27 protein-coding genes and 2 tRNA genes are annotated in these 25,087 nt (G+C 63.4%); 20 read left to right on the forward strand and 9 right to left on the reverse strand.

What is annotated here, in order from left to right; genetic code table 11:
• Positions 1 to 10 precede the first annotated feature (10 nt).
• Positions 11 to 1,294, reverse strand: coding sequence for an FAD-binding oxidoreductase (locus tag NMG10_RS17345; RefSeq protein ID WP_203647257.1), 1,284 nt, complete (start codon positions 1,292 to 1,294; stop codon positions 11 to 13).
• A gap of 203 nt (positions 1,295 to 1,497) precedes the next feature.
• On the opposite strand from NMG10_RS17345, the gene NMG10_RS17350 reads away from it, so the two are divergent.
• Positions 1,498 to 1,574, forward strand: a tRNA-Val gene (locus tag NMG10_RS17350).
• 70 nt (positions 1,575 to 1,644) lie between these two features.
• On the opposite strand, the gene NMG10_RS17355 is transcribed toward NMG10_RS17350, so the two are convergent.
• On the reverse strand, positions 1,645 to 3,702 hold the full coding sequence (locus NMG10_RS17355; protein WP_254464793.1) for a hypothetical protein: 2,058 nt from the start codon (positions 3,700 to 3,702) through the stop codon (positions 1,645 to 1,647).
• A gap of 158 nt (positions 3,703 to 3,860) precedes the next feature.
• Here NMG10_RS17355 and NMG10_RS17360 point away from each other — a divergent pair, with 158 nt between their 5' ends.
• Positions 3,861 to 4,430 (forward strand): SPOR domain-containing protein, encoded by a 570-nt coding sequence (locus NMG10_RS17360; protein WP_203647255.1) that lies wholly within the window; start codon positions 3,861 to 3,863, stop codon positions 4,428 to 4,430.
• A gap of 136 nt (positions 4,431 to 4,566) precedes the next feature.
• Entirely contained in the window at positions 4,567 to 4,992 is a 426-nt protein-coding gene (locus tag NMG10_RS17365) for a bifunctional (p)ppGpp synthetase/guanosine-3',5'-bis(diphosphate) 3'-pyrophosphohydrolase (protein ID WP_203647254.1), read from the forward strand.
• Between the two features lie 6 nt (positions 4,993 to 4,998).
• On the opposite strand, the gene NMG10_RS17370 is transcribed toward NMG10_RS17365, so the two are convergent.
• The 3 genes from NMG10_RS17370 to NMG10_RS17380 all read right to left on the reverse strand — a co-directional run bounded on the left by NMG10_RS17370 (position 4,999) and on the right by NMG10_RS17380 (position 7,253).
• Entirely contained in the window at positions 4,999 to 5,688 is a 690-nt protein-coding gene (locus NMG10_RS17370; protein WP_050705217.1) for an endonuclease, read from the reverse strand.
• Between the two features lie 6 nt (positions 5,689 to 5,694).
• Positions 5,695 to 5,937, reverse strand: a complete 243-nt coding sequence (locus NMG10_RS17375; RefSeq protein WP_050705218.1) for a DUF1654 domain-containing protein — start codon at positions 5,935 to 5,937, stop codon at positions 5,695 to 5,697.
• A 227-nt stretch (positions 5,938 to 6,164) separates the two neighbouring features.
• Entirely contained in the window at positions 6,165 to 7,253 is a 1,089-nt protein-coding gene (locus NMG10_RS17380; RefSeq protein WP_050705237.1) for an asparaginase, read from the reverse strand.
• Positions 7,254 to 7,594: 341 nt separating this feature from the next.
• Here NMG10_RS17380 and NMG10_RS17385 point away from each other — a divergent pair, with 341 nt between their 5' ends.
• The 7 genes from NMG10_RS17385 to NMG10_RS17415 all read left to right on the forward strand — a co-directional run bounded on the left by NMG10_RS17385 (position 7,595) and on the right by NMG10_RS17415 (position 14,720).
• Positions 7,595 to 8,539: a sugar ABC transporter substrate-binding protein gene (locus tag NMG10_RS17385; RefSeq protein ID WP_254464794.1), complete on the forward strand. Its 945-nt coding sequence runs from the start codon at positions 7,595 to 7,597 to the stop codon at positions 8,537 to 8,539.
• A 131-nt stretch (positions 8,540 to 8,670) separates the two neighbouring features.
• A complete protein-coding gene (locus tag NMG10_RS17390; RefSeq protein ID WP_254464795.1) occupies positions 8,671 to 10,224 on the forward strand; it encodes a sugar ABC transporter ATP-binding protein in 1,554 nt (517 codons plus the stop codon).
• A complete protein-coding gene (locus NMG10_RS17395; RefSeq protein WP_254464796.1) occupies positions 10,221 to 11,213 on the forward strand; it encodes an ABC transporter permease in 993 nt (330 codons plus the stop codon). Before NMG10_RS17390 ends, NMG10_RS17395 begins: the two co-directional genes overlap by 4 nt.
• A 4-nt stretch (positions 11,214 to 11,217) precedes the next feature.
• Positions 11,218 to 12,243: a LacI family DNA-binding transcriptional regulator gene (locus NMG10_RS17400; protein ID WP_254464797.1), complete on the forward strand. Its 1,026-nt coding sequence runs from the start codon at positions 11,218 to 11,220 to the stop codon at positions 12,241 to 12,243.
• Positions 12,244 to 12,252: 9 nt separating this feature from the next.
• On the forward strand, positions 12,253 to 13,161 hold the full coding sequence (gene rbsK / locus NMG10_RS17405) for a ribokinase (protein WP_254464798.1): 909 nt from the start codon (positions 12,253 to 12,255) through the stop codon (positions 13,159 to 13,161).
• Positions 13,158 to 13,562 (forward strand): D-ribose pyranase, encoded by a 405-nt coding sequence (gene rbsD / locus NMG10_RS17410; RefSeq protein WP_254464799.1) that lies wholly within the window; start codon positions 13,158 to 13,160, stop codon positions 13,560 to 13,562. Before rbsK ends, rbsD begins: the two co-directional genes overlap by 4 nt.
• Before the next feature lie 147 nt (positions 13,563 to 13,709).
• On the forward strand, positions 13,710 to 14,720 hold the full coding sequence (locus tag NMG10_RS17415) for a nucleoside hydrolase (protein ID WP_232857149.1): 1,011 nt from the start codon (positions 13,710 to 13,712) through the stop codon (positions 14,718 to 14,720).
• Here the strand turns inward: NMG10_RS17415 and NMG10_RS17420 are convergent.
• Positions 14,692 to 14,904: a hypothetical protein gene (locus tag NMG10_RS17420; protein ID WP_232857148.1), complete on the reverse strand. Its 213-nt coding sequence runs from the start codon at positions 14,902 to 14,904 to the stop codon at positions 14,692 to 14,694. The two genes, NMG10_RS17415 and NMG10_RS17420, sit on opposite strands and share 29 nt — an antisense overlap.
• A gap of 287 nt (positions 14,905 to 15,191) precedes the next feature.
• On the opposite strand from NMG10_RS17420, the gene NMG10_RS17425 reads away from it, so the two are divergent.
• Entirely contained in the window at positions 15,192 to 15,512 is a 321-nt protein-coding gene (locus NMG10_RS17425) for an I78 family peptidase inhibitor (protein WP_186732542.1), read from the forward strand.
• A gap of 211 nt (positions 15,513 to 15,723) precedes the next feature.
• On the opposite strand, the gene NMG10_RS17430 is transcribed toward NMG10_RS17425, so the two are convergent.
• Positions 15,724 to 15,936: a cold-shock protein gene (locus tag NMG10_RS17430; RefSeq protein ID WP_007956027.1), complete on the reverse strand. Its 213-nt coding sequence runs from the start codon at positions 15,934 to 15,936 to the stop codon at positions 15,724 to 15,726.
• Positions 15,937 to 16,099: 163 nt separating this feature from the next.
• Entirely contained in the window at positions 16,100 to 16,405 is a 306-nt protein-coding gene (locus tag NMG10_RS17435) for a hypothetical protein (protein ID WP_110738971.1), read from the reverse strand.
• Positions 16,406 to 16,738: 333 nt separating this feature from the next.
• Here NMG10_RS17435 and thrS point away from each other — a divergent pair, with 333 nt between their 5' ends.
• The 9 genes from thrS to NMG10_RS17480 all read left to right on the forward strand — a co-directional run bounded on the left by thrS (position 16,739) and on the right by NMG10_RS17480 (position 24,215).
• Positions 16,739 to 18,661, forward strand: a complete 1,923-nt coding sequence (gene thrS / locus NMG10_RS17440; RefSeq protein WP_254464800.1) for a threonine--tRNA ligase — start codon at positions 16,739 to 16,741, stop codon at positions 18,659 to 18,661.
• Entirely contained in the window at positions 18,661 to 19,212 is a 552-nt protein-coding gene (infC, locus tag NMG10_RS17445) for a translation initiation factor IF-3 (protein ID WP_172670897.1), read from the forward strand. Before thrS ends, infC begins: the two co-directional genes overlap by 1 nt.
• Positions 19,213 to 19,275: 63 nt before the next feature.
• A complete protein-coding gene (rpmI, locus tag NMG10_RS17450; RefSeq protein ID WP_003250667.1) occupies positions 19,276 to 19,470 on the forward strand; it encodes a 50S ribosomal protein L35 in 195 nt (64 codons plus the stop codon).
• Between the two features lie 27 nt (positions 19,471 to 19,497).
• Positions 19,498 to 19,854 (forward strand): 50S ribosomal protein L20, encoded by a 357-nt coding sequence (gene rplT / locus NMG10_RS17455; RefSeq protein ID WP_003250671.1) that lies wholly within the window; start codon positions 19,498 to 19,500, stop codon positions 19,852 to 19,854.
• A gap of 111 nt (positions 19,855 to 19,965) precedes the next feature.
• A complete protein-coding gene (gene pheS, locus NMG10_RS17460; protein WP_028691467.1) occupies positions 19,966 to 20,982 on the forward strand; it encodes a phenylalanine--tRNA ligase subunit alpha in 1,017 nt (338 codons plus the stop codon).
• Between the two features lie 31 nt (positions 20,983 to 21,013).
• Positions 21,014 to 23,395: a phenylalanine--tRNA ligase subunit beta gene (gene pheT, locus NMG10_RS17465; protein WP_254464801.1), complete on the forward strand. Its 2,382-nt coding sequence runs from the start codon at positions 21,014 to 21,016 to the stop codon at positions 23,393 to 23,395.
• 4 nt (positions 23,396 to 23,399) lie between these two features.
• A complete protein-coding gene (ihfA, locus tag NMG10_RS17470; protein ID WP_009394049.1) occupies positions 23,400 to 23,702 on the forward strand; it encodes an integration host factor subunit alpha in 303 nt (100 codons plus the stop codon).
• Positions 23,683 to 24,039, forward strand: a complete 357-nt coding sequence (locus NMG10_RS17475) for a MerR family transcriptional regulator (RefSeq protein ID WP_011533210.1) — start codon at positions 23,683 to 23,685, stop codon at positions 24,037 to 24,039. Before ihfA ends, NMG10_RS17475 begins: the two co-directional genes overlap by 20 nt.
• Before the next feature lie 99 nt (positions 24,040 to 24,138).
• A tRNA-Pro gene (locus NMG10_RS17480) sits at positions 24,139 to 24,215 on the forward strand.
• Between the two features lie 326 nt (positions 24,216 to 24,541).
• On the opposite strand, the gene NMG10_RS17485 is transcribed toward NMG10_RS17480, so the two are convergent.
• Positions 24,542 to 24,988: an integrase core domain-containing protein gene (locus NMG10_RS17485; RefSeq protein WP_254464802.1), complete on the reverse strand. Its 447-nt coding sequence runs from the start codon at positions 24,986 to 24,988 to the stop codon at positions 24,542 to 24,544.
• Positions 24,989 to 25,087: the final 99 nt, after the last annotated feature.

Here is a 25,087-nt window from a genome sequence, read left to right on the forward strand (position 1 = left end):
TGGATCTACATCAGAAGCCCAGACGATCGCGCAGGCTGTAGTACCAGGCCCCAATGGCGCTGAACGGCACACGCAGCATCTGGCCACCCGGGAACGGGTAGTGCGGCAGGCCGGCGAACGCGTCGAAGCGCTCGGCCTGGCCGCGCAGGGCCTCGGCCAGCACCTTGCCCGCCAGGTGGGTGTAGGTCACGCCGTGACCCGAGCAACCCTGGGAGTAATAGATGTTGTCGCCGATACGACCGACCTGCGGCAGACGCGACAGGGTCAGCAGGAAGTTGCCGGTCCAGGCGTAGTCGATCTTGACGTTCTTCAGCTGCGGGAAGGCCTTGAGCATCTTCGGACGGATGATCGCCTCGATGTTCGCCGGGTCGCGCGCGCCGTACACCACGCCACCGCCGAAGATCAGGCGCTTGTCGCTGGTCAGGCGGTAGTAGTCGAGCAGGTAGTTGCAATCCTCGACACAGTAGTCCTGCGGCAGCAGGGTGCGCGCCAGCTCGTCGCCCAGCGGCTCGGTGGTGATCACCTGGGTGCCGCACGGCATCGACTTGGCCGCCAGTTCCGGTACCAGGTTGCCCAGGTAGGCGTTGCCTGCGACGATGATGAACTTGGCGCGGACCTTGCCCTGCGGGGTATGCACGACAGGGTTGGCGCCACGCTCGATGCGCACGGCGGGGGTTTGCTCATAAATGATGCCGCCCAGCGACTCGACCGCGGCGGCTTCGCCCAGGGCCAGGTTCAGCGGGTGGATGTGGCCGCCGCTCATGTCGAGCATGCCGCCGATATAGCTGTCGCAAGCCACCACTTCACGGATGCGCTTCTGGTCCATCAGTTCCAGCTGGTTGTGGCCGAAGCGCTCCCACAGGCGTTTTTGCGATTCCAGGTGGCCCATCTGCTTGCTGGTCAGCGCGGCGAACACGCCGCCGTCCTTCAGGTCGCACTGGATGTCGTACTTGGCCACGCGCTCACGGATGATACGCCCGCCTTCGAAGGCCATCTGGCCCAGCAGTTGCGCCTGCTTGGGGCCGACGGTGCGTTCGATGACGTCGATGTCGCGGCTGTAGCTGTTGACGATCTGGCCGCCGTTGCGGCCCGAAGCGCCGAAACCGACCTTGGCGGCCTCGACGATGCTCACCTTGAAGCCGTTCTCCAGCAGGAACAGGGCGCTGGACAGGCCGGTGTAGCCGGCGCCGATGATGCACACATCGGTTTCCACCTCACCCTGCAGCGCCGGACGTGGCGGCACCGGGTTGGCCGAGGCGGCGTAGTAGGACTGGGGGTAGGGGGTGTTAGCCATGCTCGAGGAACCTCGTGTTTTATATTTTTAACGAATGTACCGATGCTATCAATAATAATAAACACCCGCTAGTCGTCCGGTGAAAATCCTTTACGCCCCCCCTGAAACCTGGCCTTCCTATAAATAGTTTAAGATTCAGTAGCTTAGCGTGAAAAAAAGTGTTGACAGGGTATCTGGATCGGGTAGAATGCGCCCCACACGACAGGCACATAGCTCAGTTGGTTAGAGCACCACCTTGACATGGTGGGGGTCGTTGGTTCGAGTCCAATTGTGCCTACCAAATCAGAAGAGGGCGATCCGCAAGGATCGCCCTTTTTGTTTTGCGCAGGAAAAGACGCCCCGGTGCGGCCTCAGCGCTTGCTGCTGTGGCGTCGCACCAGTGCACCGTCATCGCACGTATGGGCAAGCGGCAGCAACCAGTCCAGCATCTGCTGGCGTTCATCGGGCTGCAAAGGGCAGTCTGGGCCGTCGAACTGAGCGCCCAGGGCCTTCAGCGCATATTCGACCACTGTATTGTTGACGACGGTTTGTGACGTCTCGATGTGGCGGTGGATCGATGCCATCAGCGCTTCGTGATCGTCTGTCGGTTCCAGGCTCAGCGACCGGGCAAGATACCTGGGCAGCCCTCGCTTGTGGCCTGCCATCATGGCGACTGCGCGGTACAGGTTGACGACATCTTTCTTGTCGATGTGTCCTGCCGAGCGGCCTGCATAGTAGCGCTCGAGTCGGTTGATGGCGTGCGGCAGGTCCGCCTGCCAGTTGCCTTGTTCTACCAGTGCTCGTTCGCGCACATCCCCGATCGTCAGCAGATAATCCAGATAGCCTGCGAAGTTGCGAGCCTCCCTGGCGTAGCGCAATCGGCGCCAGCGTGAGCCGAATTCGCGCTCCCAGGTCCAGCGCCTGACCTCGGGCAGCAGTTCCTGGTCGAGCCAGTCCAGGGTGTCCTGGCAGGGCCACCAGCCTCTGGCCGAGGGTTCGCGTTCGCTGAGGTCGTGGGGCGTCCACAGCAGGTCCAGCCAATCGCTGGAAAACGCGTCGGTCGACGTATGGGTGGTGATCAGCGCGTGGTATCCGCTGTCGTGGCGGTCGGTTGCCTGTGCGTGGCAGGGCTTGAGCATGCTCGGGTGGGCGTCGAACATGTGCCAGGGGCTTGTGCCTGCGGCGTAGTCGTGCGCCTCGCAGAAGCGGGCGATGTAGCGCCAGGCGTGCTTGCGCAGCGAGCCGATCTTCACCCGGTGCGAGCCCCCGTGGGCGATAAACGCAAATCCGCTGGCGGACAGGCTGCGTTCCAGTGCCTGCAAGGTGTCGCGCATCACCACCGTGAGCGCGTCGGCGACATCGGCGAGTGCCTGGACCACGGGCTCTTCGAGTATCAGGCGGCTGTTGGGCAGGTCGATCAGGTAACGGTCCTTGTCGCCTGGCATCAGCCCGACGATGAACGGGCGCGACTGGCTGTCCAGTGGCGCGCCGCTGGCAAACAGAAAGCGCTCGAGCAGCCATTCGTGGCTGACGGTGATGGTCACGCCGCGCAGGTCGTGCTGGTGGAAGTCGAAGGCGGCGGTGGCGCGGGACGAGGTCAGGTCCGGCAGGAACACGCTCAGCGAAAACCAGGGGCCGCGGTAGTACCAGTGGCGGCCGTGATGGCCGATGCGGGTGAAGGCATCGGGGCTGCAGGCGCTATCGGGCGCATGCCTGGCGGCGGCCAGGTGGTCGCTCAGCCTGCCGGGGCGTTCGACGAATGCCCTGGCTTTGCGTGCCACGTAGGGGCGCGGGTCGAAGATGGATTTGGCAACCAGCTCTGAGAACCCCACGCGTTCCATCCACAGGTTGCCGAACGTCTCGATATGCGCGCCTGGGAAGAACTTCGACAGCACGTCGGGGTGATGCTGCAGTTTCTGCGTCAGCTCATGGGCGGTCCACAGCCGCCCTTCGATGCCTGCCGCTTTCAGGCGCTGTTTCTCATTGATCCAGCGACTGGCCAGCGTGCCGATCTCGCGCTGCGCCAGGATCAGGGTGAACGAGCGCGTGAGCGAAGGCCAGGGACCATTCAGGAAGGCATCGATGGCGCCCGTCAGCTCGCTGCTGGTGAAGTCCTTCCAGGCCTTGCATTCGAAGACGTTGAGTCGGTCGGGGCTTTCTTCGTCATGGGCGAACAGGTCGATGCCGCCTTGCCGGGTGCCGCTTTTCCCGAGACGGTGGCAGCCGCCAAGCGGTTGTTCCTTGCTCAGCAGCCACCAGCACAGCTGTTCGAAGGATTCCGCCGGCATCGCGAAATCAAGCACGAAGGTCGTACGCGGGTAGATGCGCGTGTCGGGGCTGATGCTGGCTTCGGGCTGCAGGTGCGTGGGCCACTCTTGCGGCAGTTCGGGCGTGCTGGCAGGGGTGGCTGTGGCGTTTGAAGGTTCCAACCTGAGGTCCTTGTGTCGCTGTCTGTCCATTGTGGCGCGGCGACATCTTCGGCCAGGTCGAGGGCCACAGGCAACAGACAAAGCCTGCGACAGAAGTGCCATGAGGGGATGTTCCCGGCCATGCTAGAATCCGCCCCTTCGAATCTGGAGGTACAGGCGTGCGCAAACTGGCGGTGGTAATGGCGGTGTTGGCCCTGGCGGGTTGTAACAACGAGGTCGAAGGCGTGCACAAGCAGGTGGCCGAGCACCTGAACAACCCCAAGACGGCCAAGTTCGCCAACGTGCGTTTCGACACTCAGGGCTCTATCTGCGGCCAGGTGCGCGGCAAGGACGACGCCGGGCAGTACCAGGCCTATCGCAGCTACGTGGCGATCAAGCATGACGGCCAGTACGAAATCCTCATCGACGAAACCGGCAACAACCTGCGCATCCGCGAGATCTGCGGCGGTGCCGACCTGCAGCGCCGCGCCGAGGCGCTGGCCGACCAGCCGGCGCCGGAGGGCTGGGACGTCGAGGTGATTCAGGGGCCGAACATGGGCGCCCTGACCGACATGACTGCCCGTTTGATCGAGAAGGGCATTCCGTCCTGGGTCGAGTACCGCGATGGCAAGCCGGTGGTGCTGATGGGCCCGTTCCCGGCCAAGGCCGAGGCTGATGCGCGCAAGGCCGAGGTAATGGCCAAGCTGGGCACCGACTCGATCGTCATCCAGCACGGCGTCAAGCGCTGATCGCGACGGCCATATAAATCCCTGTAGGAGCGGGCTTGTCCCGCGATGGCGTCAGAACAGGCGGAGTTGCTTCCCGGCCAGCCCGTGCAGCAGCAGCTATGCTGTCTACTGTGGGGGTTGAATGGGGGAGCGCCTCATGGCGACGCTGGAGCGGGCCATTGCGATGGCCATCAAGGCACATGAAGGGCAGTTCGACAAAGGCGGTGCGGCGTACATCCTTCACCCGTTGCGGGTGATGGAACGGGTGATCACCCCGGAGCAACGCATCGTCGCGGTACTGCACGACGTGCTGGAAGACACCCCGCTGACCCTGTCCGACCTCGCCCGTGAAGGTTTCCCGCTGAAGATCCTCGCCGCGCTGCTGGCGCTTAGCCGTCGCGAAGGCGAGAGCTACGAGGCCTTCGTCATCCGCCTGGGCGTCGACCCCCTGGCGCGCCAGGTCAAGCTGGCCGACCTGGCCGACAACAGCGATCTCTCGCGCATCCCTTGCCCAGGCCCGGCGGACCTGGCCCGGCTGTGCCGTTACCAGCAGGCCAGCGTCTACCTGCAGACGCTGGCCTGAGGGGCCTCAGCCGCAGGCCTTGAGGTTGACCGGCCCGACGAACTCATTGCCGCGCCCCATCACGCACGCCACCTGCTGGTTGCGCTGCAGCTCCCAGGCCTGCGGCGGGTAGGTCTTGTTCCAGGCCTCGAACAGCTGGCGGTCCTGCCTGGACAGCCTCAGGTCGTACTGCTTGCTCATATAGAAGTAGGTGCGCGCGATCATCCCACGGATCGACGGGCGCGGCATGACCTTCTTGGCCTTGAAGTCGACCTGGGTCAGGCAGCTGCCGTACTGGCCATGCTGCTCGGGCAGCCAGCCGAAGCTGAAGTTGCTGCGGTCGCCGTTGACCTCGCCGATGCTCGGCACCAGGTTGTGCAGGTCGGCCTCGGCGCGCTGGTAGACCTTGTCGTGGCGCGTGCAGTTCTTGCGCCCGCCGTCCTGCCAGCACTGGCGCTGGTGGCCGATCTGCCAGGCCGGGACGATGTGCTCCCATTCGATGCGCGAGGCGCGGTTGAGGTTCTTGCGTGGCGCGTAGCCGCAGGAGGCCAGGTCGACCTTGTTGCCCTTGTACTTGCAGCCGCAATAAAACTCCGTGGACTGCGGCGCGTACAGCTTCCAGGCGACCTTCTTGGCCTCCTGGAAGGTGCGTGGGGCGTCGGCGTGGGCGAGGGGGGCAAGCAGCAGCAGGCAGGCGGCGAAAAGCGAAACTCTCATGCGCGGTCAGTCTTCCTTCGGCACGGTCCAGAAAATCTGCACGCCGCCATCGTCGCGGTGGGCGAGGGTGACGTTGTCGTTCTCGGCGATTTCCTCGAGCAGGGTTGCCCAGTCGTCGGGCGACTCGTGCTCCAGGCGGAAGATCAGGGCGGCGCGGCTGCGCTGGGCGGTGGGACTGTTGATGATCTTCTGGATGCGCTGACCCAGTAGTTCATAAGGGCTTGGCGACGCGGAGGCGGGTTTGGCCACGGGGCTGTTCCTTGTTTTGCTGTATGTGCATACAGTATTTCACTGTAAGCCGTTTCGCAACAGCAGGTAGGATGAAAGCCGTATAAGACCGTGGTAGAGGGATTGGTTCCATCGAAAGCATCGCGGGGCCAGCCCGCTCCCACAAAGCCTGTCTGGCTCTCGTGGGAGCGGGCTTGCCCCGCGATAGGGCCGGTATGTTCAACACACCAGCCCGAGGCGCATGCCGATCAATATTCCCAGAAGATCCGCTGCAGCTCCTTGCTGTCCTGGGTCTTGGTCATCGCGACCATGGCCAGGATCCGCGCCTTCTGCGGGTTCAGGTCGTGGGCCACGACCCAGTCGTTCTTGTCGTCAGGCTGTTCGGCGTTGCGCAGCACGAAGCCGCCCTGGTTGACGTGGGACGAACGGATGATCTGCACGCCTTCCTTGCGCAGTTCCTGCAGCGCCGGTACTACGCGCGACGACACCGAACCGTTGCCGGTGCCGGCGTGGATGATCGCCTTGGCGCCACCCTGGGCCAGCGCCTTGTAGGCGGTGTCGGTCACGTTGCCGTAGCCGTAGGCGATGTCCACGGCCGGCAGCTTGCTGATGGTCTTGATGTCGAACTCGGAGTTGACCGTGTGGCGCTTGGCTGGCAGGCGGAAGAAGTACGACTTGCCTTCCACGACCATGCCCAGCGGGCCCCACTGGCTCTTGAAGGCTTCGGTCTTGATGTTGACTGCCTTGCTCACGTCGCGACCGGACTGGATCTCGTCGTTCATGGTCACCAGCACGCCCTTGCCGCGGGCGTCCTTGCTGCTGGCCACGGCCACGGCGTTGTACAGGTTGAGCATGCCGTCGGCGGACATCGCGGTGCCCGGACGCATCGAGCCGACCACGATGATCGGCTTGTCGGTCTTCTCTACCAGGTTAAGGAAGTAGGCGGTCTCTTCCAGGGTGTCGGTGCCGTGGGTGATGACGATGCCATCGACGTCCTTGCTGTCGGCCAGTTCGGCGACGCGCTTGCCCAGCTTGAGCAGGTCGTCGTTGCCGATGCTTTCCGAGGCGACCTGCATCACCTGCTCGCCGCGCACGTTGGCCAGGTCCTTCAGCTCTGGCACGCCGGCGATCAGCTTGTCGATGCCTACCTTGGCCGCCTGGTAGGTGGCGCTGTTGGCCGCGCTGGCGCCAGCGCCGGCGATGGTGCCGCCGGTGGCGAGGATCACCACGTTGGCGAGTTTCTGTTGTTGCGCGGCTTCCTTGGCGGAAACGGTGGTCGGCAGTACCAGCAGCAGCGCCAGGGCGCTCGGTGCGAAGGTCTTGATAGCGGTTTTCATCATTTCTGCTTCTCTCTTCCTGGAGGAGATGTGCGTTATGTCGCACTGGGGTAAAGGCAGATTTCGTACCAGCAACTACCGTTCGTCGTATTTCATCTTGAAACCCCTGTTTTGACTGGGGGTACTCGACGCGACCAGAGGGTCAGAGACGGTGCGAGTGTTCGGATCACCGAATTTTTGCAGGAAAGGTGTTCGGTTTTTCGGACGAATTGCGGATAATCCGACGCGCGTAGCTGTGGCTGCCTACGCAATGGATTTGACAAAACCGACGCCTGTTTCCATAGTTGCTTACCGCAAACGTTTGCGATCCGATAAAAACCACAAGATTCGGAGTCATTTCCATGAAACTGCCGTTCCCCGGCCGTCCGCTGGCCCTCGCCGTTTTCTCCTCGCTGGTCTTCTCCCTGTCCACTGCCCACGCCGAGGAAGCGCCCAAGGTCGCCCTGGTGATGAAGTCCCTTGCCAATGAGTTCTTCCGCACCATGGAAGACGGCGCCAAGGCCTACCAGAAAGAGCACCCCAACGATTTCACCCTGGTGGCCAACGGCATCAAGGACGAGACCGACACCGGCAACCAGATCCGCATCGTCGAGCAGATGATCGCCACCGGCGCCAAGGCCCTGGTCATCGCCCCGGCCGACTCCAAGGCGCTGGTGCCGGTGATCAAGAAGGCCATGGACGCCGGCATCACCGTGATCAACATCGACAACCGCCTCGACCCCGCCGTGCTCAAGAGCAAGAACATCAGCGTGCCGTTCGTGGGTCCGGACAACCGCAAGGGCGCGCGTGAGGTCGGTGACTACCTGGCCAAGAAGCTTAAGGCCGGTGACCAGGTCGGCATCATCGAAGGCGTGCCGACCACCACCAACGCACAGCAGCGCACCGCCGGTTTCAAGGACGCCATGCAAGCCGCGCAGATGAAGATCGTCTCGGTGCAATCGGGCAACTGGGAGATCGACAAGGGCAACGCCGTGGCCGCCTCGATGCTCAACGAATACCCCGACCTGAAGGCGCTGCTGGCCGGCAACGACAGCATGGCCCTGGGCGCCGTCTCGGCCGTGCGCGCCGCCGGCAAGACCGGCCAGGTGCAGGTGGTCGGCTACGACAACATCAACGCCATCAAGCCGATGCTCAAGGATGGCCGCGTGCTCGCGACCCTCGACCAGGCGGCCAGCCAGCAGGCGGTGTTCGGCATCCAGGCGGCATTGAAGATGCTCAAGGGCGAGAAGCCAGGCGTGGATGCCGACAATGTCATCCAGACGCCGGTCGAGCTGATTACCCAGTGATGTTGCGATCCCTGTAGGAGCGGGCTTGCCCCGCGATCACCGGCGTAGCCGGTGCCATGCACCGCGTCGACTGCTTCGCGGGGCAAGCCCGCTCCTACAGGGGTGTTGTGCCAACCTAGGAGAGAATGGCCATGTCAGTACCGGCCAATGAAACCGTGCTAGCCGTCAGCGGCCTGGGCAAGACCTACGCCCAGCCCGTGCTTGGCGACGTCACCCTCGAGCTGCGCGGCGGCGAGGTGCTGGCCCTGACCGGCGAGAACGGCGCGGGCAAGTCGACCCTGTCCAAGCTGATCAGCGGCCTGGAGCTCCCCACCACCGGGCAGATGCTCTATCGCGGCCAGCCCTACAGCCCCGGCAACCGCGCCGAGGCCGAGCGCCTCGGCGTGCGCATGGTGATGCAGGAACTCAACCTGCTGCCCACCCTGACCGTGGCCGAGAACCTGTTCCTCGACAACCTGCCCAGCCGCCTCGGCTGGGTCAACCAGAAGCGCCTGCGCCAGCTGGCCAGCGCGGCCATGGCCCAGGTCGGCCTGGACGCCATCGACCCCGATACCCCCGTGGGTGAGCTCGGCATCGGCCACCAGCAGATGGTCGAAATCGCCCGCAACCTGATCGGCGACTGCCATGTGCTGATCTTCGACGAGCCCACGGCCATGCTCACCGCTCGCGAGGTGGAGCTGCTGTTCACCCAGATCGAGCGCCTGCGCCAGCGCGGCGTGGCCATCGTCTATATTTCCCATCGTCTCGAAGAGCTGCAGCGCGTGGCCCAGCGCATCGCCGTGCTGCGCGACGGCAAGCTGGTGTGCGCCGAGCCTATCCAGCGCTACAACAGCGAGCAACTGGTCAACCTGATGGTCGGCCGCGAGCTGGGCGAGCATATCGACCTCGGCCAGCGCAGCATCGGCGCGCCGCTGCTCAGGGTCGACAAGCTCAGCCGCGGCGACAAGGTGCGCGAGGTGTCGTTCGAGGTCAGGGCAGGGGAGATCTTCGGTATCTCCGGCCTGATCGGCGCCGGGCGCACCGAGCTGCTGCGCCTGATCTACGGCGCCGACCGCGCCGACAGCGGGCAGGTCGCCCTCGGCCAGCCGCCGCGGCCGCTGAACATCGAATCGCCCAAGGCCGCGGTCAAGGCCGGCATCGCCCTGATCACCGAGGACCGCAAGGGCGAAGGCCTGCTGTTGAGCCAGTCGATCAGCGCCAACATTGCCCTGGGCAACCTCGGCGCCGTGTCCCGCGCCGGCGTGCTCGACCGCGACGCCGAGCGCGAACTGGCCGAGCGCCAGATCGGCGCCATGCGCATCCGCAGTGCCAGCCCCGCCCAGGCCGTGGGCGAGTTGTCCGGCGGCAACCAGCAGAAGGTGGTGATCGGCCGCTGGCTGGAGCGCGACTGCCAGGTGCTGCTGTTCGACGAGCCCACCCGTGGCATCGATGTCGGCGCCAAGTTCGACATCTATGGCCTGCTCGCCGAGCAGGCGCGTCAGGGCAAGGCCATCGTCGTGGTGTCCAGCGACCTGCGCGAGCTGATGCTGATCTGCGACCGCATCGCCGTGCTCAGCGCCGGACGCCTGATCGACACCTTCGACCGCGATCATTGGACCCAGGACCAACTGCTTGCCGCCGCCTTCGCCGGCTACCAGAAACGTGATGCCCTGCTGCACGACGCAGCCCCCAGGATGGACGCATGAAAACCACAACAAACATTTCGGGCAGCGCGCCCGTGCGCCGCAGCGGCACCTATTTCGGCCTGGGTACCTACCTGGGCCTGGCCGGCGCCTTGCTGGCGATGATCGTGCTGTTCTCGATGCTGAGCAGCCACTTCCTGTCCTACGCCACCTTCAGCACCCTGGCCAACCAGATCCCCGACCTGATGGTGCTGGCGGTGGGCATGACCTTCATCCTGATCATCGGCGGCATCGACCTGTCGGTGGGCTCGGTGCTGGCCCTGGCCGCCTCGACGGTCAGCGTGGCGATCCTCGGCTGGGGCTGGAGCGTGCTGCCCGCCGCGCTGCTGGGCATGGCCGTGGCGGCGCTGGCCGGCACCGTCACCGGCAGCATCACCGTGGCCTGGCGCATCCCCTCGTTCATCGTCTCGCTGGGCGTGCTGGAGATGGCCCGTGGCCTGGCCTACCAGTTCACCGACTCGCGCACTGCCTACATTGGCGATGCCTTCGCCTGGTTCTCCAACCCCATCGCCTTTGGCATCTCGCCGGCCTTCATCATTGCCTTGCTGGTGATCGTCGCCGCCCAGCTGGTGCTGACCCGCACCGTGTTCGGTCGCTACCTGATCGGCATCGGCACCAACGAAGAGGCCGTGCGCCTGGCTGGCATCGACCCGCGCCCGTACAAGATCCTGGTGTTCGCCCTGATGGGCGTGCTCGCCGGCCTCGCCGCGCTGTTCCAGATATCCCGTCTGGAAGCCGCCGACCCCAACGCCGGCTCCGGCCTCGAGCTGCAGGTGATCGCCGCCGTGGTGATCGGCGGCACCAGCCTGATGGGCGGGCGCGGCTCGGTCATCAGCACCTTCTTCGGCGTGCTGATCATTTCGGTGCTGGCCGCTGGCCTGGCCCAGATCGGCGCCTCGGAGCCGACCAAACGCATCATCACCGGGGCGGTGATCGTCATCGCCGTGGTACTCGACACTTACCGCAGCCGGCGCGCGAACCGGCGGAACTGAAACCATGGCAACCATCAAAGACGTCGCGGCACTGGCGGGGATTTCCTACACCACCGTGTCCCATGTACTGAACAAGACCCGCCCGGTCAGCGAGCACGTGCGCCTGAAGGTCGAGGCGGCGATCGCCGAGCTCGACTACGTGCCCAGCGCCGTGGCGCGCTCGCTCAAGGCGCGCAGCACCGCCACCATCGGCCTGCTGGTGCCCAACAGCGTCAACCCGTACTTCGCAGAGCTGGCCCGGGGTATCGAGGATGCCTGCGAGCGCAACGGCTACTGCGTGATCCTGTGCAACTCCGACGACAACCCGCAGAAGCAGCGCAGCTACCTGCGCGTGCTGCTGGAAAAGCGCATCGACGGGCTGATCGTCGCCTCGGTGGGCGAGGACCAGGACCTGCTCGACAGCCTCGGCGGCGTGCGCACGCCGATGGTCATCGTCGACCGCGCCCTGGACGGCGTCGAGGCCGACCTGGTGCGCATCGACCACGAGCAGGGCGCCTACCTGGCCACCCGCCACCTGCTGGAGCTGGGCCACCGCGAGATCGCCACCATCGGCGGCCCGGTGGACACCGGTGTCAGCCAGCTGCGCCTGGCCGGTTTCCGCCGGGCGATGGCCGAGGCCGATGTGCGCATCGCCCCAGGCCATGTGCTGCACAGCGACTTCACCAGCCCCGGCGGGCATGCCGCCGCGGCGCGCCTGCTCGATGGCGAGCGGCCCACGGCGATCTTCGCCGGCAACGACATGATCGGCTTCGGCGTGTTGCGCGCCGCCGCCGAACGCAATATCGACGTGCCCGGCGAGCTGTCGGTGATCGGCTTCGACGACATCGAGCTGAGCCGCTACGTGTACCCGTCGCTGACCACCGTCGGCCAGTCGATCCGCGAGCTGGGCGAGAGCGCCGCCAGCCTGTTGCTGTCGCGCATCGTCACGCCGCGGCGCGACGGCGCCGCCGAGCAGCGCATCGTCGCTCCGCGCATCGTCTTGCGTGAATCCACCGGGCCGCGCCCGGACCTGTTCAACGATTACCGTTAAGGAATACCCATGAATGCCAAGGTGGTTGTGGTCGGCAGCCTGAACATGGACCTGGTGGCCCGCGCCCAGCGCCTGCCCCGGGGCGGCGAGACCCTGGCCGGCGAAAGTTTCTTCACCGTGCCTGGCGGCAAGGGTGCCAACCAGGCCGTGGCCGCGGCGCGTCTGGGGGCCAGCGTGGCGATGGTCGGTAACGTCGGTGACGATGCCTATGGCCAGCAGCTGCGTCGAGCCCTGGAAGTGGAGGGCATCGACTGCCAGGGCGTTGGTGTGTGCAGTGGCGTCTCCAGTGGCGTGGCGCTGATCGTGGTGGATGCCGCCAGCCAGAACGCCATTGTCATCATCCCGGGCGGCAATGGCCTGCTCGGGCCTGAGTCGGTGCGCCGGTTCGACAGCCTGCTGCAGCAGGCCGAGGTGATCATCTGCCAGTTGGAGGTGCCGACGGCCACCGTGGCCTGGACCCTGGCCCGTGGCCGCGAGCTGGGCAAGAAGGTGATCCTCAACCCGGCGCCGGCCAGCGGGCCGCTGCCGGTGGAATGGTTTGCCCACATCGATTACCTGATCCCCAACGAGAGCGAGGCCGAGGCCCTGGCTGGCCTGCCGGTCAACGATCTGGACAGCGCGCGCCGGGCTGGCCGGCGCCTGCGCAGGATGGGTGCGGGCAAGGTGATCGTCACCCTCGGTGCCCAGGGCGCGCTGCTGGTCGATGATGGCGATGGTCGCCACTTTCCGGCGCCGGAGGTCGAAGCGGTGGACACCACGGCGGCCGGCGACACCTTTGTCGGCGGGTTCGCCGCGGGCCTGGCCCGGGGGCTGCCGGAAGAGCAGGCGATCATCGTCGGCCAACGCGCGGCTGCGTTGTCCGTCACCCGCGCCGGTGCCCAGCCGTCGATTCCTTACCTGCGGGAGCTGACGCCATGAAGAAGACGCCACTGTTGAACATCGCCCTGTCGCGCACCATCGCCGGGCTGGGCCACGGCGACATCCTGGTGATCGGTGACGCTGGTTTGCCGGTGCCGCCGGGCGTGGAACTGATCGACCTGGCGCTGACCCCGGGCATCCCGGACTTTGTCAGTGTGCTGCGTGTGGTGCTGAGCGAGATGCAGGTCGAGCGCCATGTGCTGGCCGAAGAGGTGTTCCAGGCTTTGCCGCCGGGGTTGGCCGAGGTCGAGCGGCTGCATGCCGGCGGCGAGCTGGGCCAGCGTCAGGTGCTCAGCCATGCCGATTTCAAGACCCTGTGTCGCCAGGCTCGGGCCGTGGTGCGTACGGGGGAGTGCAAGCCCTATAGCAATATTGCCCTGGTGGCTGGCGTTACCTTTTAGACCGAATGCGAGGGCTTTGCCCTCGATCGCGGCGCAAGGCCGCTCCTACAGAGGGGCAACCCGGTTCGTGTAGGAGCGGCCTTGTGCCGCGAAAGGGCCGCAAAGCGGCCCCTGTTGAATCCATCCCCTAGCAACAAGGAGTGCTGAATGTCCCTCAAATCCCTGCTCCAAGGAGCCGTCCTCATGTCCGCGCTAGCCGCCACCGCCGTCATGGCCGCGCCCCGCGACCTGATCATCGACACTGACCCCGGCGCCGACGACGTGGTGGCCCTGCTGCTGGCCATGGCCTCGCCCGAGGAACTGAAAATCCGCGCCATCACCACCGTGGCCGGCAACGTGCGCCTGGAAAAGACCTCGCGCAACGCCCGCCTGGCCCGTGAATGGGCCGGCCGCGAAGAAATCCCGGTGTACGCCGGGGCAGGGCGGCCGATGGTACGCACGCCGATCTACGCCGCCAACGTCCACGGCGAGGAAGGCCTGACCGGCGTCAAGGTCCACGAACCGAAAAAGCCCCTGGCCAACGGCAACGCCGTGCAGTACCTGATCGACACCCTGGGCAGCGCCGAACCCCACAGCATCACCATCGCCATGCTCGGCCCGCAGACCAACCTGGCCCTGGCGCTGATCCAGAAGCCCGAGATCGTCAACGGCATCAAGGAAGTGGTGGTGATGGGCGGTGCCCACTTCAACGGCGGCAACATCACCCCGGCTGCCGAATTCAACCTGTTCGCCGACCCCCACGCCGCCGAGGTGGTGCTGGCCAGCGGCGTCAAGCTGACCTACCTGCCGCTGGACGTCACCCACAAGGTGCTCACCAGCGACGCCCGCCTCAAGCAGCTGGCGGCAGTGAACAACAACGCCAGCAAGCTGGTGGTGGACATCCTCAACGCCTACATCAAGTTCGACATGGACAACTACGGCATGCCCGGCGGCCCGGTGCACGACGCCAGCGTCATTGCCTACCTGCTCAAGCCTGATCTGTTCGAAGGCCGGCAGGTGCACATGGTGGTCGACAGCCGCGAAGGCCCGACCTTCGGCCAGACCGTCGCCGACTGGTATGGCGTGCTCAAGCAACCGGCCAACGTGACGTGGATCAAGGAGGGCAACGCCCAGGGCTTCTTCGACCTGCTCAGCGCCCGCCTGGCTCGATTGAAATAGCCCCCTGCGGCGCGTGGCGCTCGAGCAGCTGCTCGATGAAGCTGCGCGCCGCGTCACCACCGCGGTCGCGCACCAGCAGGTCGACGGCGATCAGCATCAGTTCTTCGGGTGTGCTCGGGCTGTAGGCGCTCTGGCCCTCGTCCCACTTGACCTTGATATCGGCGTCGATGCTGTGGCTGCTCATGGGGCGGTTCTCGCTGGGGCCTGGTGATAGGTCGAATACCGCGTCCTGGCGTTCGAAGGGGAGGCGTTTCGCGCTCCGCTTCTTGCAGTAAATCATGCCTTTGCGTGACGGGACCTGCGACTTAAGCATAAGGAGCGCGGTTGGCCGAACCGACGGTTCGGTGCAAAATCCGGTCACGATTGCCTTTCGCGTCAAGTGGCCGAGTCAGGCAGAATCGTGCGGTTGTGCAACAAATGCCTGGAGGAATTGTCGCATCAGGCAGTTCCCGGATTTATTTAGGAGGATTCATGTTCCGTACCCGCGCTTCCCTGGCGACCTTGCTGGTGGCTTCCGTTCTGGCAGGTTGCAGCACCGGTGGCTCCTCGGGCGGCAGCAGTGCCCAGGCCACCCCGGCCGGCAATGACGGCCGCTGCGAAGCCAGTGGCGCCGACTTCACCATCGGCAAGCTGGCCTCGCCAGAGCTGCTGGAGCAGGCGCGCAAGGCCAGTGGCTCGCAGATGGCGCGCATCCTCAAGCCCCACGACATGATCACCCTGGAATACCGTTCCGAGCGGCTGAACCTGAATGTCGACGACAAGGGTGTGGTTACCCGGGTCAACTGCGGTTGATCCCCCGGCGCTGCCGCCCCCTGTAGGAGCGGCCTTGCGCCGCGAAAGGGCCGCAAAGCGGCCCCAGGTTCTTCGCCACAACACAGATCGCCGGGGCCGCGTTGCGGCCCTTTCGCGGCACGAGGCCGCTCCTACAAAGGTGCTGCGTGATTCTGGCAGCCAATAAAAAACCCGCCACAAGTGGCGGGTTTTTTTTGCAGCTATCCGAAAATTACTCCGGACGAACCTGCGCGGCCTGCATGCCCTTCTGGCCTTTTTCGGCTACGAAGGAAACAGTTTGGCCTTCTTTCAGGCTTTTGAAACCGTCGGTTTCGATGGCCTTGAAGTGTACGAACAGGTCGTCGCCGCCGCCTTGAGGAGTGATGAAGCCGAAGCCTTTCTCATCGTTGAACCACTTGACGGTGCCGGTTTGGCGATTGGACATGGGGTGAATCTCCAGAAACATGATTTTTTATCGGGGTGCAATGTCGCCGTAGCTTCAGTAGCACCGACGACACTATAGTCCATTTCTGCGTATCTAGCGCCTTTTACCTTCGCAGGATGTTGATCCAGCGCAAAAGATGCGTGCAATGGCCAGTCAACCCTGCCTATTTTGCGGTGCAGGTGGCCCGTACTGCCTGCTGGGCCTTCTGCATCAGATTGGCGTCAACGCCATCCTCCGCGGTGGTGAGGTCATTGATTTCCTTGTCGGTGAATTTCTCCTTGATCACTTTGGCGCCACATTCGCAGTGCTTCTTCGCCGTCGCCGCGTCCACGCCCTGGCCGCTTGCCACCTGTTGGCATTGAGCCATGTAGGGCGCCTCCTTGCCGGCGGGAAAATTGCCTGCGTTGGCAGCCAGCGGCAGCAGCAGGGCGCTTGCGGCGCAGGCAGCCAGAAGGGACTGAAGTCGCATAACCGAACACTCCTTGGGTAAAGGTCTCATCAAGAGTAGGTTGCTTCAGAAGGTCTGATAGGAAATTTTCTGCACAAGTTCACCCCGGCGGCGTAATTTCCAAATATTTCTGCGACCGGGTGCAACCCGCGTGCTAGCATGCTCGGCTTGCGGCTCGCCACTGGCGGCCTGCAACTTTTACCTTCCAGTCACTCTGGTTCGTCCCTGGCAGGCCGAAAGGTCTCTGCCACTGTGAGGCAGGCTTTCCCGCGGGAAAGGCAGGGCGGATCTTGTACTGGCTCATCCCAACCCACGTGACCTTTGGTAGGGGTCACCACTAGGAGAGGAGGCGCCATGCCCGTTATTACTCTTCCCGATGGCAGTCAACGCACGTTCGACCAGCCGGTATCCGTAGCCGAAGTCGCCGCCTCGATTGGCGCGGGCCTGGCCAAGGCCACCCTGGCCGGCAAGGTCGACGGCAAGCTCGTCGATGCCTGCGACAAGATCGACCACGACGCCACCCTGCAGATCATCACCCCTAAAGATGAAGAGGGACTGGAGATCATCCGTCACTCGTGCGCCCACCTGATCGGCCACGCGGTGAAGCAGCTGTACCCGACCGCCCGCATGGTGATCGGCCCGGTGATCGACGAAGGCTTCTATTACGACATCGCCTACGAGCGTCCCTTCACCCCGGACGACCTCGCCGCCATCGAAAAGCGCATGCAGCAGCTGATCGACACGGACTACGACGTCGTCAAGAAGATGACCCCGCGCGCCGAAGTCATCGACGTGTTCACCCAGCGTGGCGAAGACTACAAGCTGCGCCTGGTCGAGGACATGCCGGATGAACAGGCCATGGGCCTGTACTACCACGAAGAATACGTCGACATGTGCCGTGGCCCGCACGTGCCGAACACGCGTTTCCTCAAAGCGTTCAAGCTGACCAAGCTGAGCGGCGCCTACTGGCGCGGCGATGCCAAGAACGAGCAGCTGCAGCGTGTGTACGGCACCGCCTGGGCCGACAAGAAGCAGCTGGCCGCCTACATCCAGCGCATCGAAGAAGCCGAAAAACGCGACCACCGCAAGATCGGCAAGCAACTCGACCTGTTCCACCTGCAGGAAGAAGCGCCGGGCATGGTGTTCTGGCACGCCAACGGCTGGACCGTGTACCAGGTGCTCGAGCAGTACATGCGCCAGGTCCAGCGTGAAAACGGCTACCAGGAAATCAAGACCCCGCAGGTCGTCGACCGCATCCTCTGGGAGCGTTCCGGCCACTGGTCCAACTACGCCGAGAACATGTTCACCACTTCGTCGGAAAACCGCGACTACGCGGTAAAACCGATGAACTGCCCGTGCCACGTGCAGGTGTTCAACCAGGGCCTCAAGTCGTACCGCGACCTGCCGCTGCGCCTGGCCGAGTTCGGTGCCTGCCACCGCAACGAGCCATCCGGCGCCCTGCACGGCATCATGCGCGTGCGTGGCTTCGTGCAGGACGACGCGCACATCTTCTGCACCGAAGAACAGGTGAAGAAAGAAGCCGCCGACTTCATCAAGCTGACCCTGGATGTGTACAAGGACTTCGGTTTCACCGACGTCGCCATGAAGCTCTCGACCCGCCCCGCCAAGCGCGTGGGCTCCGAAGAGCTGTGGGACCGCGCCGAAGGCGCCCTGGCCGACGCCCTGAACGAGTCGGGCCTGGAGTGGGAATACCAACCGGGCGAGGGCGCGTTCTACGGTCCGAAGATCGAGTTCACCCTGCGCGACTGCCTCGGCCGTAACTGGCAGTGCGGCACCCTGCAGTACGACCCGAACCTGCCTGAGCGCCTGGACGCCAGCTACATCGCCGAAGACAACAGCCGCGTGCGCCCGGTGATGCTGCACCGCGCCATCCTCGGTTCGTTCGAGCGCTTCATCGGCATGCTGATCGAGCACTACGCCGGCGTGTTCCCGGCCTGGCTCGCGCCGACCCAGGCGGTGATCATGAACATCACCGACAAGCAGGCCGATTTCGCCCTCGAGGTGGAAAAAGACCTGAACGGTAGCGGATTCCGTGCCAAGTCGGACTTGAGAAATGAGAAGATCGGCTTTAAAATCCGCGAGCATACGTTGCTGCGGGTCCCTTATCTTTTGGTTATAGGGGATCGCGAAGTCGAAACGCAAACCGTCGCTGTGCGCACCCGCGAAGGCGCAGACCTGGGCTCGATGCCCGTCGCGCAGTTCGCTGAGCTGCTGTCGCAAGCGGTTTCCCGGCGTGGTCGCCAAGAATCGGAGTAATGACTATTAAGCGTGAAATGAGAAACGATAAACGAACTGCACCGAAAGCCCCGATCAACGAGAATATCTCGGCACGCGAGGTTCGGTTAATTGGTGCTGACGGCGAGCAGATTGGCATCGTCTCGATTGATGAAGCGCTGCGTATCGCTGATGAAGCGAAGCTGGATCTGGTGGAAATCTCTGCAGACGCGGTACCGCCCGTCTGCAAGGTGATGGACTACGGCAAGCACCTCTTCGAGAAGAAGAAGCAGGCCAACGAAGCCAAGAAGAACCAGAAGCAGATCCAGATCAAAGAAATCAAGTTTCGTCCAGGGACGGAAGAAGGGGATTACCAGGTAAAACTACGCAACCTGGTACGTTTCCTTAGCGATGGGGACAAGGCCAAGATCTCTCTGAGATTCCGCGGCCGTGAGATGGCCCACCAGGAGCTGGGCATGGAGCTGTTGAAGCGGGTCGAAGCTGACCTCGTGGAATACGGCACCGTTGAGCAGCATCCGAAGATGGAAGGACGCCAGCTTATGATGGTCATCGCCCCCAAAAAGAAGAAGTAATCTCCCGGGCACGGCAGGCCTGATGATTATTGTGTAATTTTTATTCGAATGCGGAGTTCCAACATGCCAAAAATGAAAACCAAGAGCGGTGCTGCGAAGCGCTTCCTGAAGACGGCTTCCGGCTTCAAGCACAAGCACGCTTTCAAGAGCCACATCCTGACCAAAATGTCGACCAAGCGTAAGCGTCAACTGCGCGGTGCCAGCCTGCTGCACCCGTCTGACGTGGCAAAAGTCGAGCGCATGCTGCGCGTTCGTTAATTCTGGTTAAGATAGAGGAAGTTACTCATGGCTCGTGTTAAGCGCGGCGTTATCGCTCGTAAGCGTCACAAAAAAATTCTGAAACTGGCTAAAGGTTACTACGGTGCACGTTCGCGCGTATTCCGTGTTGCCAAGCAAGCGGTCATCAAGGCAGGCCAATACGCCTACCGCGACCGTCGCCAGAAGAAGCGTCAGTTCCGCGCACTGTGGATCGCTCGTATCAACGCCGGTGCCCGCACCAACGGTCTGTCGTACAGCCGTCTGATTGCTGGCCTGAAAAAGGCGTCGATCGAAATCGACCGTAAGGTTCTGGCCGATCTGGCAGTGAACGAAAAAGCGGCGTTTGCTGCGATTGTCGAGAAGGCTAAAGCCGTACTGGCTTAAGTACCCACGACAATCATCCGGCGGCGCCTGCGCCGTCGGGTGTAAAACGTCATCGGATAGGGGAAGAGCCTTCAAAAGCTCTTCCCCTATTTTCGTATCTGGAGTCTGTACATGGAAAACCTGGACGCGCTGGTCGCCCAAGCCCTCGAGGCCGTGGAACGCGCTGAAGACATCACTACCCTGGAACAGATCCGGGTCCAATTCCTCGGCAAGAAAGGCGAGCTGACCCAGGTGATGAAGACCCTGGGCAACCTGCCAGCCGAAGAGCGCCCCAAGGTTGGCGCGCTGATCAACGACGCCAAGGAACGCGTCACCGACGTGCTCAACGCACGCAAGGCCGGTTTTGAAGAGGCTGAGCTCAACGCTCGCCTGGCCGCCGAATGCATCGACGTCACCCTGCCAGGCCGTGGCCAGACCACCGGTGGGCTGCACCCGATCACCCGTACCCTCGAGCGCATCGAGCAGTTCTTCACCCACATCGGCTACGGCATCGCCGAAGGCCCCGAGGTCGAAGACGACTACCACAACTTCGAAGCGCTCAACATCCCCGGCCACCACCCGGCCCGGGCGATGCACGACACCTTCTATTTCAACGCCAACATGCTGCTGCGCACCCACACCTCGCCGGTCCAGGTGCGCACCATGGAAAGCACCCAGCCGCCGATCCGCATCGTCTGCCCAGGCCGTGTGTACCGTTGCGACTCGGATATCACCCACTCGCCGATGTTCCACCAGGTCGAAGGCCTGCTGATCGACCGCGGCATCAACTTCGCCGACCTCAAGGGCACCATCGAAGAGTTCCTGCGGGTGTTCTTCGAGAAAGAACTGGCCGTGCGCTTCCGCCCGTCGTTCTTCCCCTTCACCGAGCCTTCCGCCGAAGTCGACATCCAGTGCGTGATGTGTTCCGGCAAAGGCTGCCGCGTGTGCAAGCAGACCGGCTGGCTGGAAGTGATGGGCTGCGGCATGGTCCACCCGAACGTGCTGCGCATGTCCGGCATCGACCCGGAAGAGTTCCAGGGCTTCGCCTTCGGCATGGGCGCCGAGCGCCTGGCCATGCTGCGCTATGGCGTCAACGATTTGCGTCTGTTCTTCGACAACGACCTGCGGTTCTTGGCTCAATTCCGCTAGGCCCAATCGACGCAACTTTCAGGAGAACAGCATGAAATTCAGTGAACAGTGGCTGCGCGGTTGGGTAAACCCGCAAGTCTCCCGTGACGAACTGGTCGCCCGCCTGTCCATGGCCGGCCTCGAAGTCGACAGCGTGACCCCCGCTGCCGGCCAGTTCAGCGGCATCGTGGTGGGCGAGATCCTCACCACCGAACAACACCCGGACGCCGACAAGCTGCGCGTGTGCCAGGTGAGCAACGGCGCAGAGACCTTCCAGGTGGTCTGCGGCGCCCCCAATGCCCGCCCAGGCATCAAGATCCCGTTCGCCATGATCGGCGCCGAACTGCCGGGCGACTTCAAGATCAAGAAGGCCAAGCTGCGCGGCGTCGAGTCGTTCGGCATGCTCTGCTCGGCGGCTGAACTGCAGATCACCGAAGAGAACGACGGCCTGCTGGAACTGGCCGCCGACGCCCCGGTGGGCCAGGACATCCGTCAGTACCTGAACCTGGACGACGCCAGCATCGAGATCGGCCTGACCCCGAACCGTGGCGACTGCCTGTCCCTGGCCGGTCTGGCTCGTGACGTCAGCGCCCTGTACGACGTACCGGTCACCCGCCCGGTGGTGCCGGCCGTACCGGCCGCCCACGACGAAGTGCGCCCGGTCGAAGTCAGCGCCCCGGTCGCCTGCCCACGCTACCTGGGCCGCGTGATCCGCAACGTCGACCTGAGCAAGCCGACCCCGCTGTGGATGGTCGAGCGCCTGCGCCGCAGCGACGTGCGCAGCATCGACGCCGCCGTCGACATCACCAACTACGTGATGCTCGAACTCGGCCAGCCGATGCACGCCTTCGACCTCGCCGAAATCAACGGCGGCATCCGCGTACGCATGGCCGAGGAGGGCGAGAAGCTCGTCCTGCTGGACGGCCAGGAAGTCGCCCTGCGCGCCGACACCCTGGTGATCGCCGACCACACCCGCGCCCTGGCCATTGCCGGCGTGATGGGTGGCGAGCACAGCGGCGTCAACACCGAGAAGACCCGCGACCTGTTCCTCGAAAGCGCCTTCTTCGAGCCGATCTCCGTTGCTGGCAAGGCCCGTTCCTACGGCCTGCACACCGACGCCTCGCACCGTTACGAGCGCGGCGTGGATTCGCAACTGGCCCGTGAAGCCATGGAGCGCGCCACCGCCCTGATCCTCGAGATCGTCGGCGGCGAAGCAGGCCCCGTAATCGAGACCGTGAGCGAGCAGCACCTGCCGAACATCGCGCCGATCACCCTGCGCGCCGAACGCATCACCCAGATGCTCGGCATGCAGATGGACGCCGCCCAGGTCGAGCAATTGCTCAACGCCCTGGAGCTGAAGACCAGCGCAAACGGGGCAGGGGAGTGGACGGTCACCGTCCCAAGCCATCGTTTCGACGTCAGCCTGGAAGTCGACCTGATCGAAGAGCTGGCCCGCCTGTACGGCTACAACAACCTGCCGGTGCGCTACCCGCAGGCCCGCCTGGCCCCGCAAGCCCGCCCGGAAACCCGCGGCGAACTGCCGAACCTGCGCCGGCTGCTGGTCGCCCGCGGCTACCAGGAAGCCATCACCTACAGCTTCATCGACCCGAAACTGTTCGAGCTGTTCACCCCAGGCGTCGAGCCGCTGCTGCTGGCCAACCCCATCTCCAGCGACATGGCCGCCATGCGCGCCTCGCTGTGGCCGGGCCTGGTCAGGGCGATGCAGCACAACCTCAACCGCCAGCAAGACCGCGTGCGCCTGTTCGAAAGCGGCCTGCGCTTCGTCGGCCAGCTCGGTGACCTCAAGCAGCAGCCAATGATCGCCGGCGTCGTCACCGGCAGCCGCCAGCCAGAAGGCTGGGCAAACGGTCGCGACGGCATCGACTTCTTCGATGTCAAAGCCGACGTGGAAGCCCTGCTGGGCTACTCCGGTGCCCTGAGCGACTTCAGCTTCGTCGCCGGCAAGCACCCAGCCCTGCACCCAGGCCAGACCGCCCGCATCGAGCGCGACGGCAAGGAAGTCGGCTACCTCGGCGCCATCCACCCGGAGCTGGCCAAGACCCTCGGCCTGGACCGTCCGGTATTCGTCTTCGAGCTGGTGCTTGGTGATGTAGTCGAAGGCCGTCTGCCGAAGTTCAGCGAGCTGTCCAAGTTCCCGGAAACCCGCCGTGACCTGGCCTTGATCGCAGGTCGTGATGTCGCTTCGAGCGCCGTGCTTGAAGTAATTCGTGACAATGCAGGCGAATGGCTCACAGACCTCAGGCTGTTTGACGTCTACCAGGGTAAAGGCATTGATCCTGATAGAAAAAGCCTGGCCGTCGGCTTGACCTGGCAACATCCATCGCGCACTCTTAACGACGATGAGGTGAATGAAACCCTGCAGACTATCCTCACCTCGCTTGAACAAAGGTTGAACACCACGTTAAGGAAATAACGGCATGGGTGCTCTGACGAAAGCTGAGATGGCCGAAAGGCTGTACGAGGAGCTGGGGCTTAACAAGCGTGAGGCCAAGGAGCTGGTCGAGCTGTTTTTCGAAGAAATTCGGCACGCGCTTGAAGACAACGAGCAGGTGAAGTTGTCCGGTTTCGGCAACTTCGACCTTCGCGACAAACGCCAGCGGCCGGGCCGCAACCCTAAAACAGGGGAAGAGATCCCGATCACTGCGCGCCGCGTCGTCACCTTTCGTCCAGGGCAGAAGCTGAAAGCCCGGGTAGAGGCCTATGCTGGAACCAAGCCATAACGACGAGCTGCCCCCCATCCCGGGCAAACGCTACTTCACCATCGGTGAAGTCAGCGAGCTCTGTGCGGTAAAACCGCACGTGCTGCGCTACTGGGAGCAGGAATTTCCGCAGCTCAACCCGGTGAAGCGCCGTGGCAACCGGCGGTATTATCAGCGCCAGGACGTGCTGATGATCCGCCAGATCCGCGCTTTGCTGTATGACCAGGGCTTTACCATTGGCGGGGCGCGGTTGCGGCTCTCCAGTGATGAGGTCAAGGATGAGTCCAGCCAGTACAAGCAGCTGATTCGGCAGATGATTGCGGAGTTGGAGGATGTGTTGGTGGTGCTGAAGAAGTGACCTGGTTGGCGACGAGTGGAAATTTTTGAAAAAAAGCTTCCATTATTCAAAAGGTTAGGTTAAATTCTTCAACGTTCTCAGCGGTATCGAGAATGATGTCGGGGCGTAGCGCAGCCCGGTAGCGCACTTGCATGGGGTGCAAGGGGTCGAGTGTTCGAATCACTCCGTCCCGACCAAAATACTCCAAAGAATCCAGTCACTTAGCGGTGACTGGATTTTTTTATGCCTTCGAATTTTGGCGCTGATAGAAATTTACCCCACTTTTTGCCCCCTGTATGGACCGGACACATGGTGGACACACGTACGGAGACATGGTTGACACATTATCGTCTGCCATCCGGGTTGTTGAAATCGATGGTTCTCAGCTTGTGGCGACAGAAGTAGACGTCGAAGTGATCAGGTCCTTGCTCGCTCTGACGCAGGGCCACGATATGTCCTCCTAGCGCCTTGGCTATTCGGAATGAGCGCTTCTTGTAGCGGAACTGGCTGCAGTAGGGCTTGATCAGGATGTCATCGGGGCCGTATCAAAGTCCTGCAGCCGGCTGGGAAATGGTCGTTTGCTCATCTGATAGCGATCGATTGGCAATTGGTAACCCAACTGCTGATGAGGACGCTTGTAGTTGTAGACACCACGCCAGAGATCAAACGCTTCCTGGGCTTCTCGCAGATCACGGAAAGTACGACCCTTGAGCACCTCAGCCTTGAGCGTACGATGGAAGCGCTCGTCCTTGCCGTTGGTTTGCGGGTGTCCTGGCCGGCTGAACGTCAGGCGTATGCCTAGCCGCACGATCCAGATCCCTAGCGGTGTCAGTTCGCCCGGATTTCGTGGTGCGCCCCAGGGCGCGCCGTTGTCTGCGTTGATTTGCAAAGGAAGCCCGTATCGCCTGAACAGATCGGTCAGGTGCTCCTGGACCAATACAGGGCTACCCCATGGCCTGATTGTTTCCATCCTGCACGGACACGTTGAGACGCACAGGATGGCGATCAAAGTTCCATCGAGAGAACTGGTGCGACGCCTTTCGTACGCTGCACAGGATTGCAGACCAAC

The organism is Pseudomonas sp. DVZ6, assembly GCF_024259445.1.
Classification (GTDB): domain Bacteria; phylum Pseudomonadota; class Gammaproteobacteria; order Pseudomonadales; family Pseudomonadaceae; genus Aquipseudomonas; species Aquipseudomonas peradeniyensis.

Bases quoted from the DNA above. Each gene is read 5' to 3' on its own strand.
- NMG10_RS17435 (WP_110738971.1), bottom strand. From the start codon at position 16,405: ATGCGACTTCAGTCCCTTCTGGCTGCCTGCGCCGCAAGCGCCCTGCTG.
- rbsK (WP_254464798.1), top strand. From the start codon at position 12,253: ATGAATGCCAAGGTGGTTGTGGTCGGCAGCCTGAACATGGACCTGGTG.
- NMG10_RS17380 (WP_050705237.1), bottom strand. From the start codon at position 7,253: ATGAAAACCGCTATCAAGACCTTCGCACCGAGCGCCCTGGCGCTGCTG.
- rpmI (WP_003250667.1), top strand. From the start codon at position 19,276: ATGCCAAAAATGAAAACCAAGAGCGGTGCTGCGAAGCGCTTCCTGAAG.
- NMG10_RS17345 (WP_203647257.1), bottom strand. From the start codon at position 1,294: ATGGCTAACACCCCCTACCCCCAGTCCTACTACGCCGCCTCGGCCAAC.
- NMG10_RS17400 (WP_254464797.1), top strand. From the start codon at position 11,218: ATGGCAACCATCAAAGACGTCGCGGCACTGGCGGGGATTTCCTACACC.
- NMG10_RS17370 (WP_050705217.1), bottom strand. From the start codon at position 5,688: ATGAGAGTTTCGCTTTTCGCCGCCTGCCTGCTGCTGCTTGCCCCCCTC.
- NMG10_RS17415 (WP_232857149.1), top strand. From the start codon at position 13,710: ATGTCCCTCAAATCCCTGCTCCAAGGAGCCGTCCTCATGTCCGCGCTA.
- thrS (WP_254464800.1), top strand. From the start codon at position 16,739: ATGCCCGTTATTACTCTTCCCGATGGCAGTCAACGCACGTTCGACCAG.
- rplT (WP_003250671.1), top strand. From the start codon at position 19,498: ATGGCTCGTGTTAAGCGCGGCGTTATCGCTCGTAAGCGTCACAAAAAA.
- NMG10_RS17425 (WP_186732542.1), top strand. From the start codon at position 15,192: ATGTTCCGTACCCGCGCTTCCCTGGCGACCTTGCTGGTGGCTTCCGTT.
- NMG10_RS17365 (WP_203647254.1), top strand. From the start codon at position 4,567: ATGGCGACGCTGGAGCGGGCCATTGCGATGGCCATCAAGGCACATGAA.
- rbsD (WP_254464799.1), top strand. From the start codon at position 13,158: ATGAAGAAGACGCCACTGTTGAACATCGCCCTGTCGCGCACCATCGCC.
- NMG10_RS17430 (WP_007956027.1), bottom strand. From the start codon at position 15,936: ATGTCCAATCGCCAAACCGGCACCGTCAAGTGGTTCAACGATGAGAAA.
- NMG10_RS17395 (WP_254464796.1), top strand. From the start codon at position 10,221: ATGAAAACCACAACAAACATTTCGGGCAGCGCGCCCGTGCGCCGCAGC.
- pheS (WP_028691467.1), top strand. From the start codon at position 19,966: ATGGAAAACCTGGACGCGCTGGTCGCCCAAGCCCTCGAGGCCGTGGAA.
- NMG10_RS17390 (WP_254464795.1), top strand. From the start codon at position 8,671: ATGTCAGTACCGGCCAATGAAACCGTGCTAGCCGTCAGCGGCCTGGGC.
- NMG10_RS17475 (WP_011533210.1), top strand. From the start codon at position 23,683: ATGCTGGAACCAAGCCATAACGACGAGCTGCCCCCCATCCCGGGCAAA.
- NMG10_RS17420 (WP_232857148.1), bottom strand. From the start codon at position 14,904: ATGAGCAGCCACAGCATCGACGCCGATATCAAGGTCAAGTGGGACGAG.
- infC (WP_172670897.1), top strand. From the start codon at position 18,661: ATGACTATTAAGCGTGAAATGAGAAACGATAAACGAACTGCACCGAAA.
- pheT (WP_254464801.1), top strand. From the start codon at position 21,014: ATGAAATTCAGTGAACAGTGGCTGCGCGGTTGGGTAAACCCGCAAGTC.
- NMG10_RS17385 (WP_254464794.1), top strand. From the start codon at position 7,595: ATGAAACTGCCGTTCCCCGGCCGTCCGCTGGCCCTCGCCGTTTTCTCC.
- NMG10_RS17485 (WP_254464802.1), bottom strand. From the start codon at position 24,988: ATGGAAACAATCAGGCCATGGGGTAGCCCTGTATTGGTCCAGGAGCAC.
- ihfA (WP_009394049.1), top strand. From the start codon at position 23,400: ATGGGTGCTCTGACGAAAGCTGAGATGGCCGAAAGGCTGTACGAGGAG.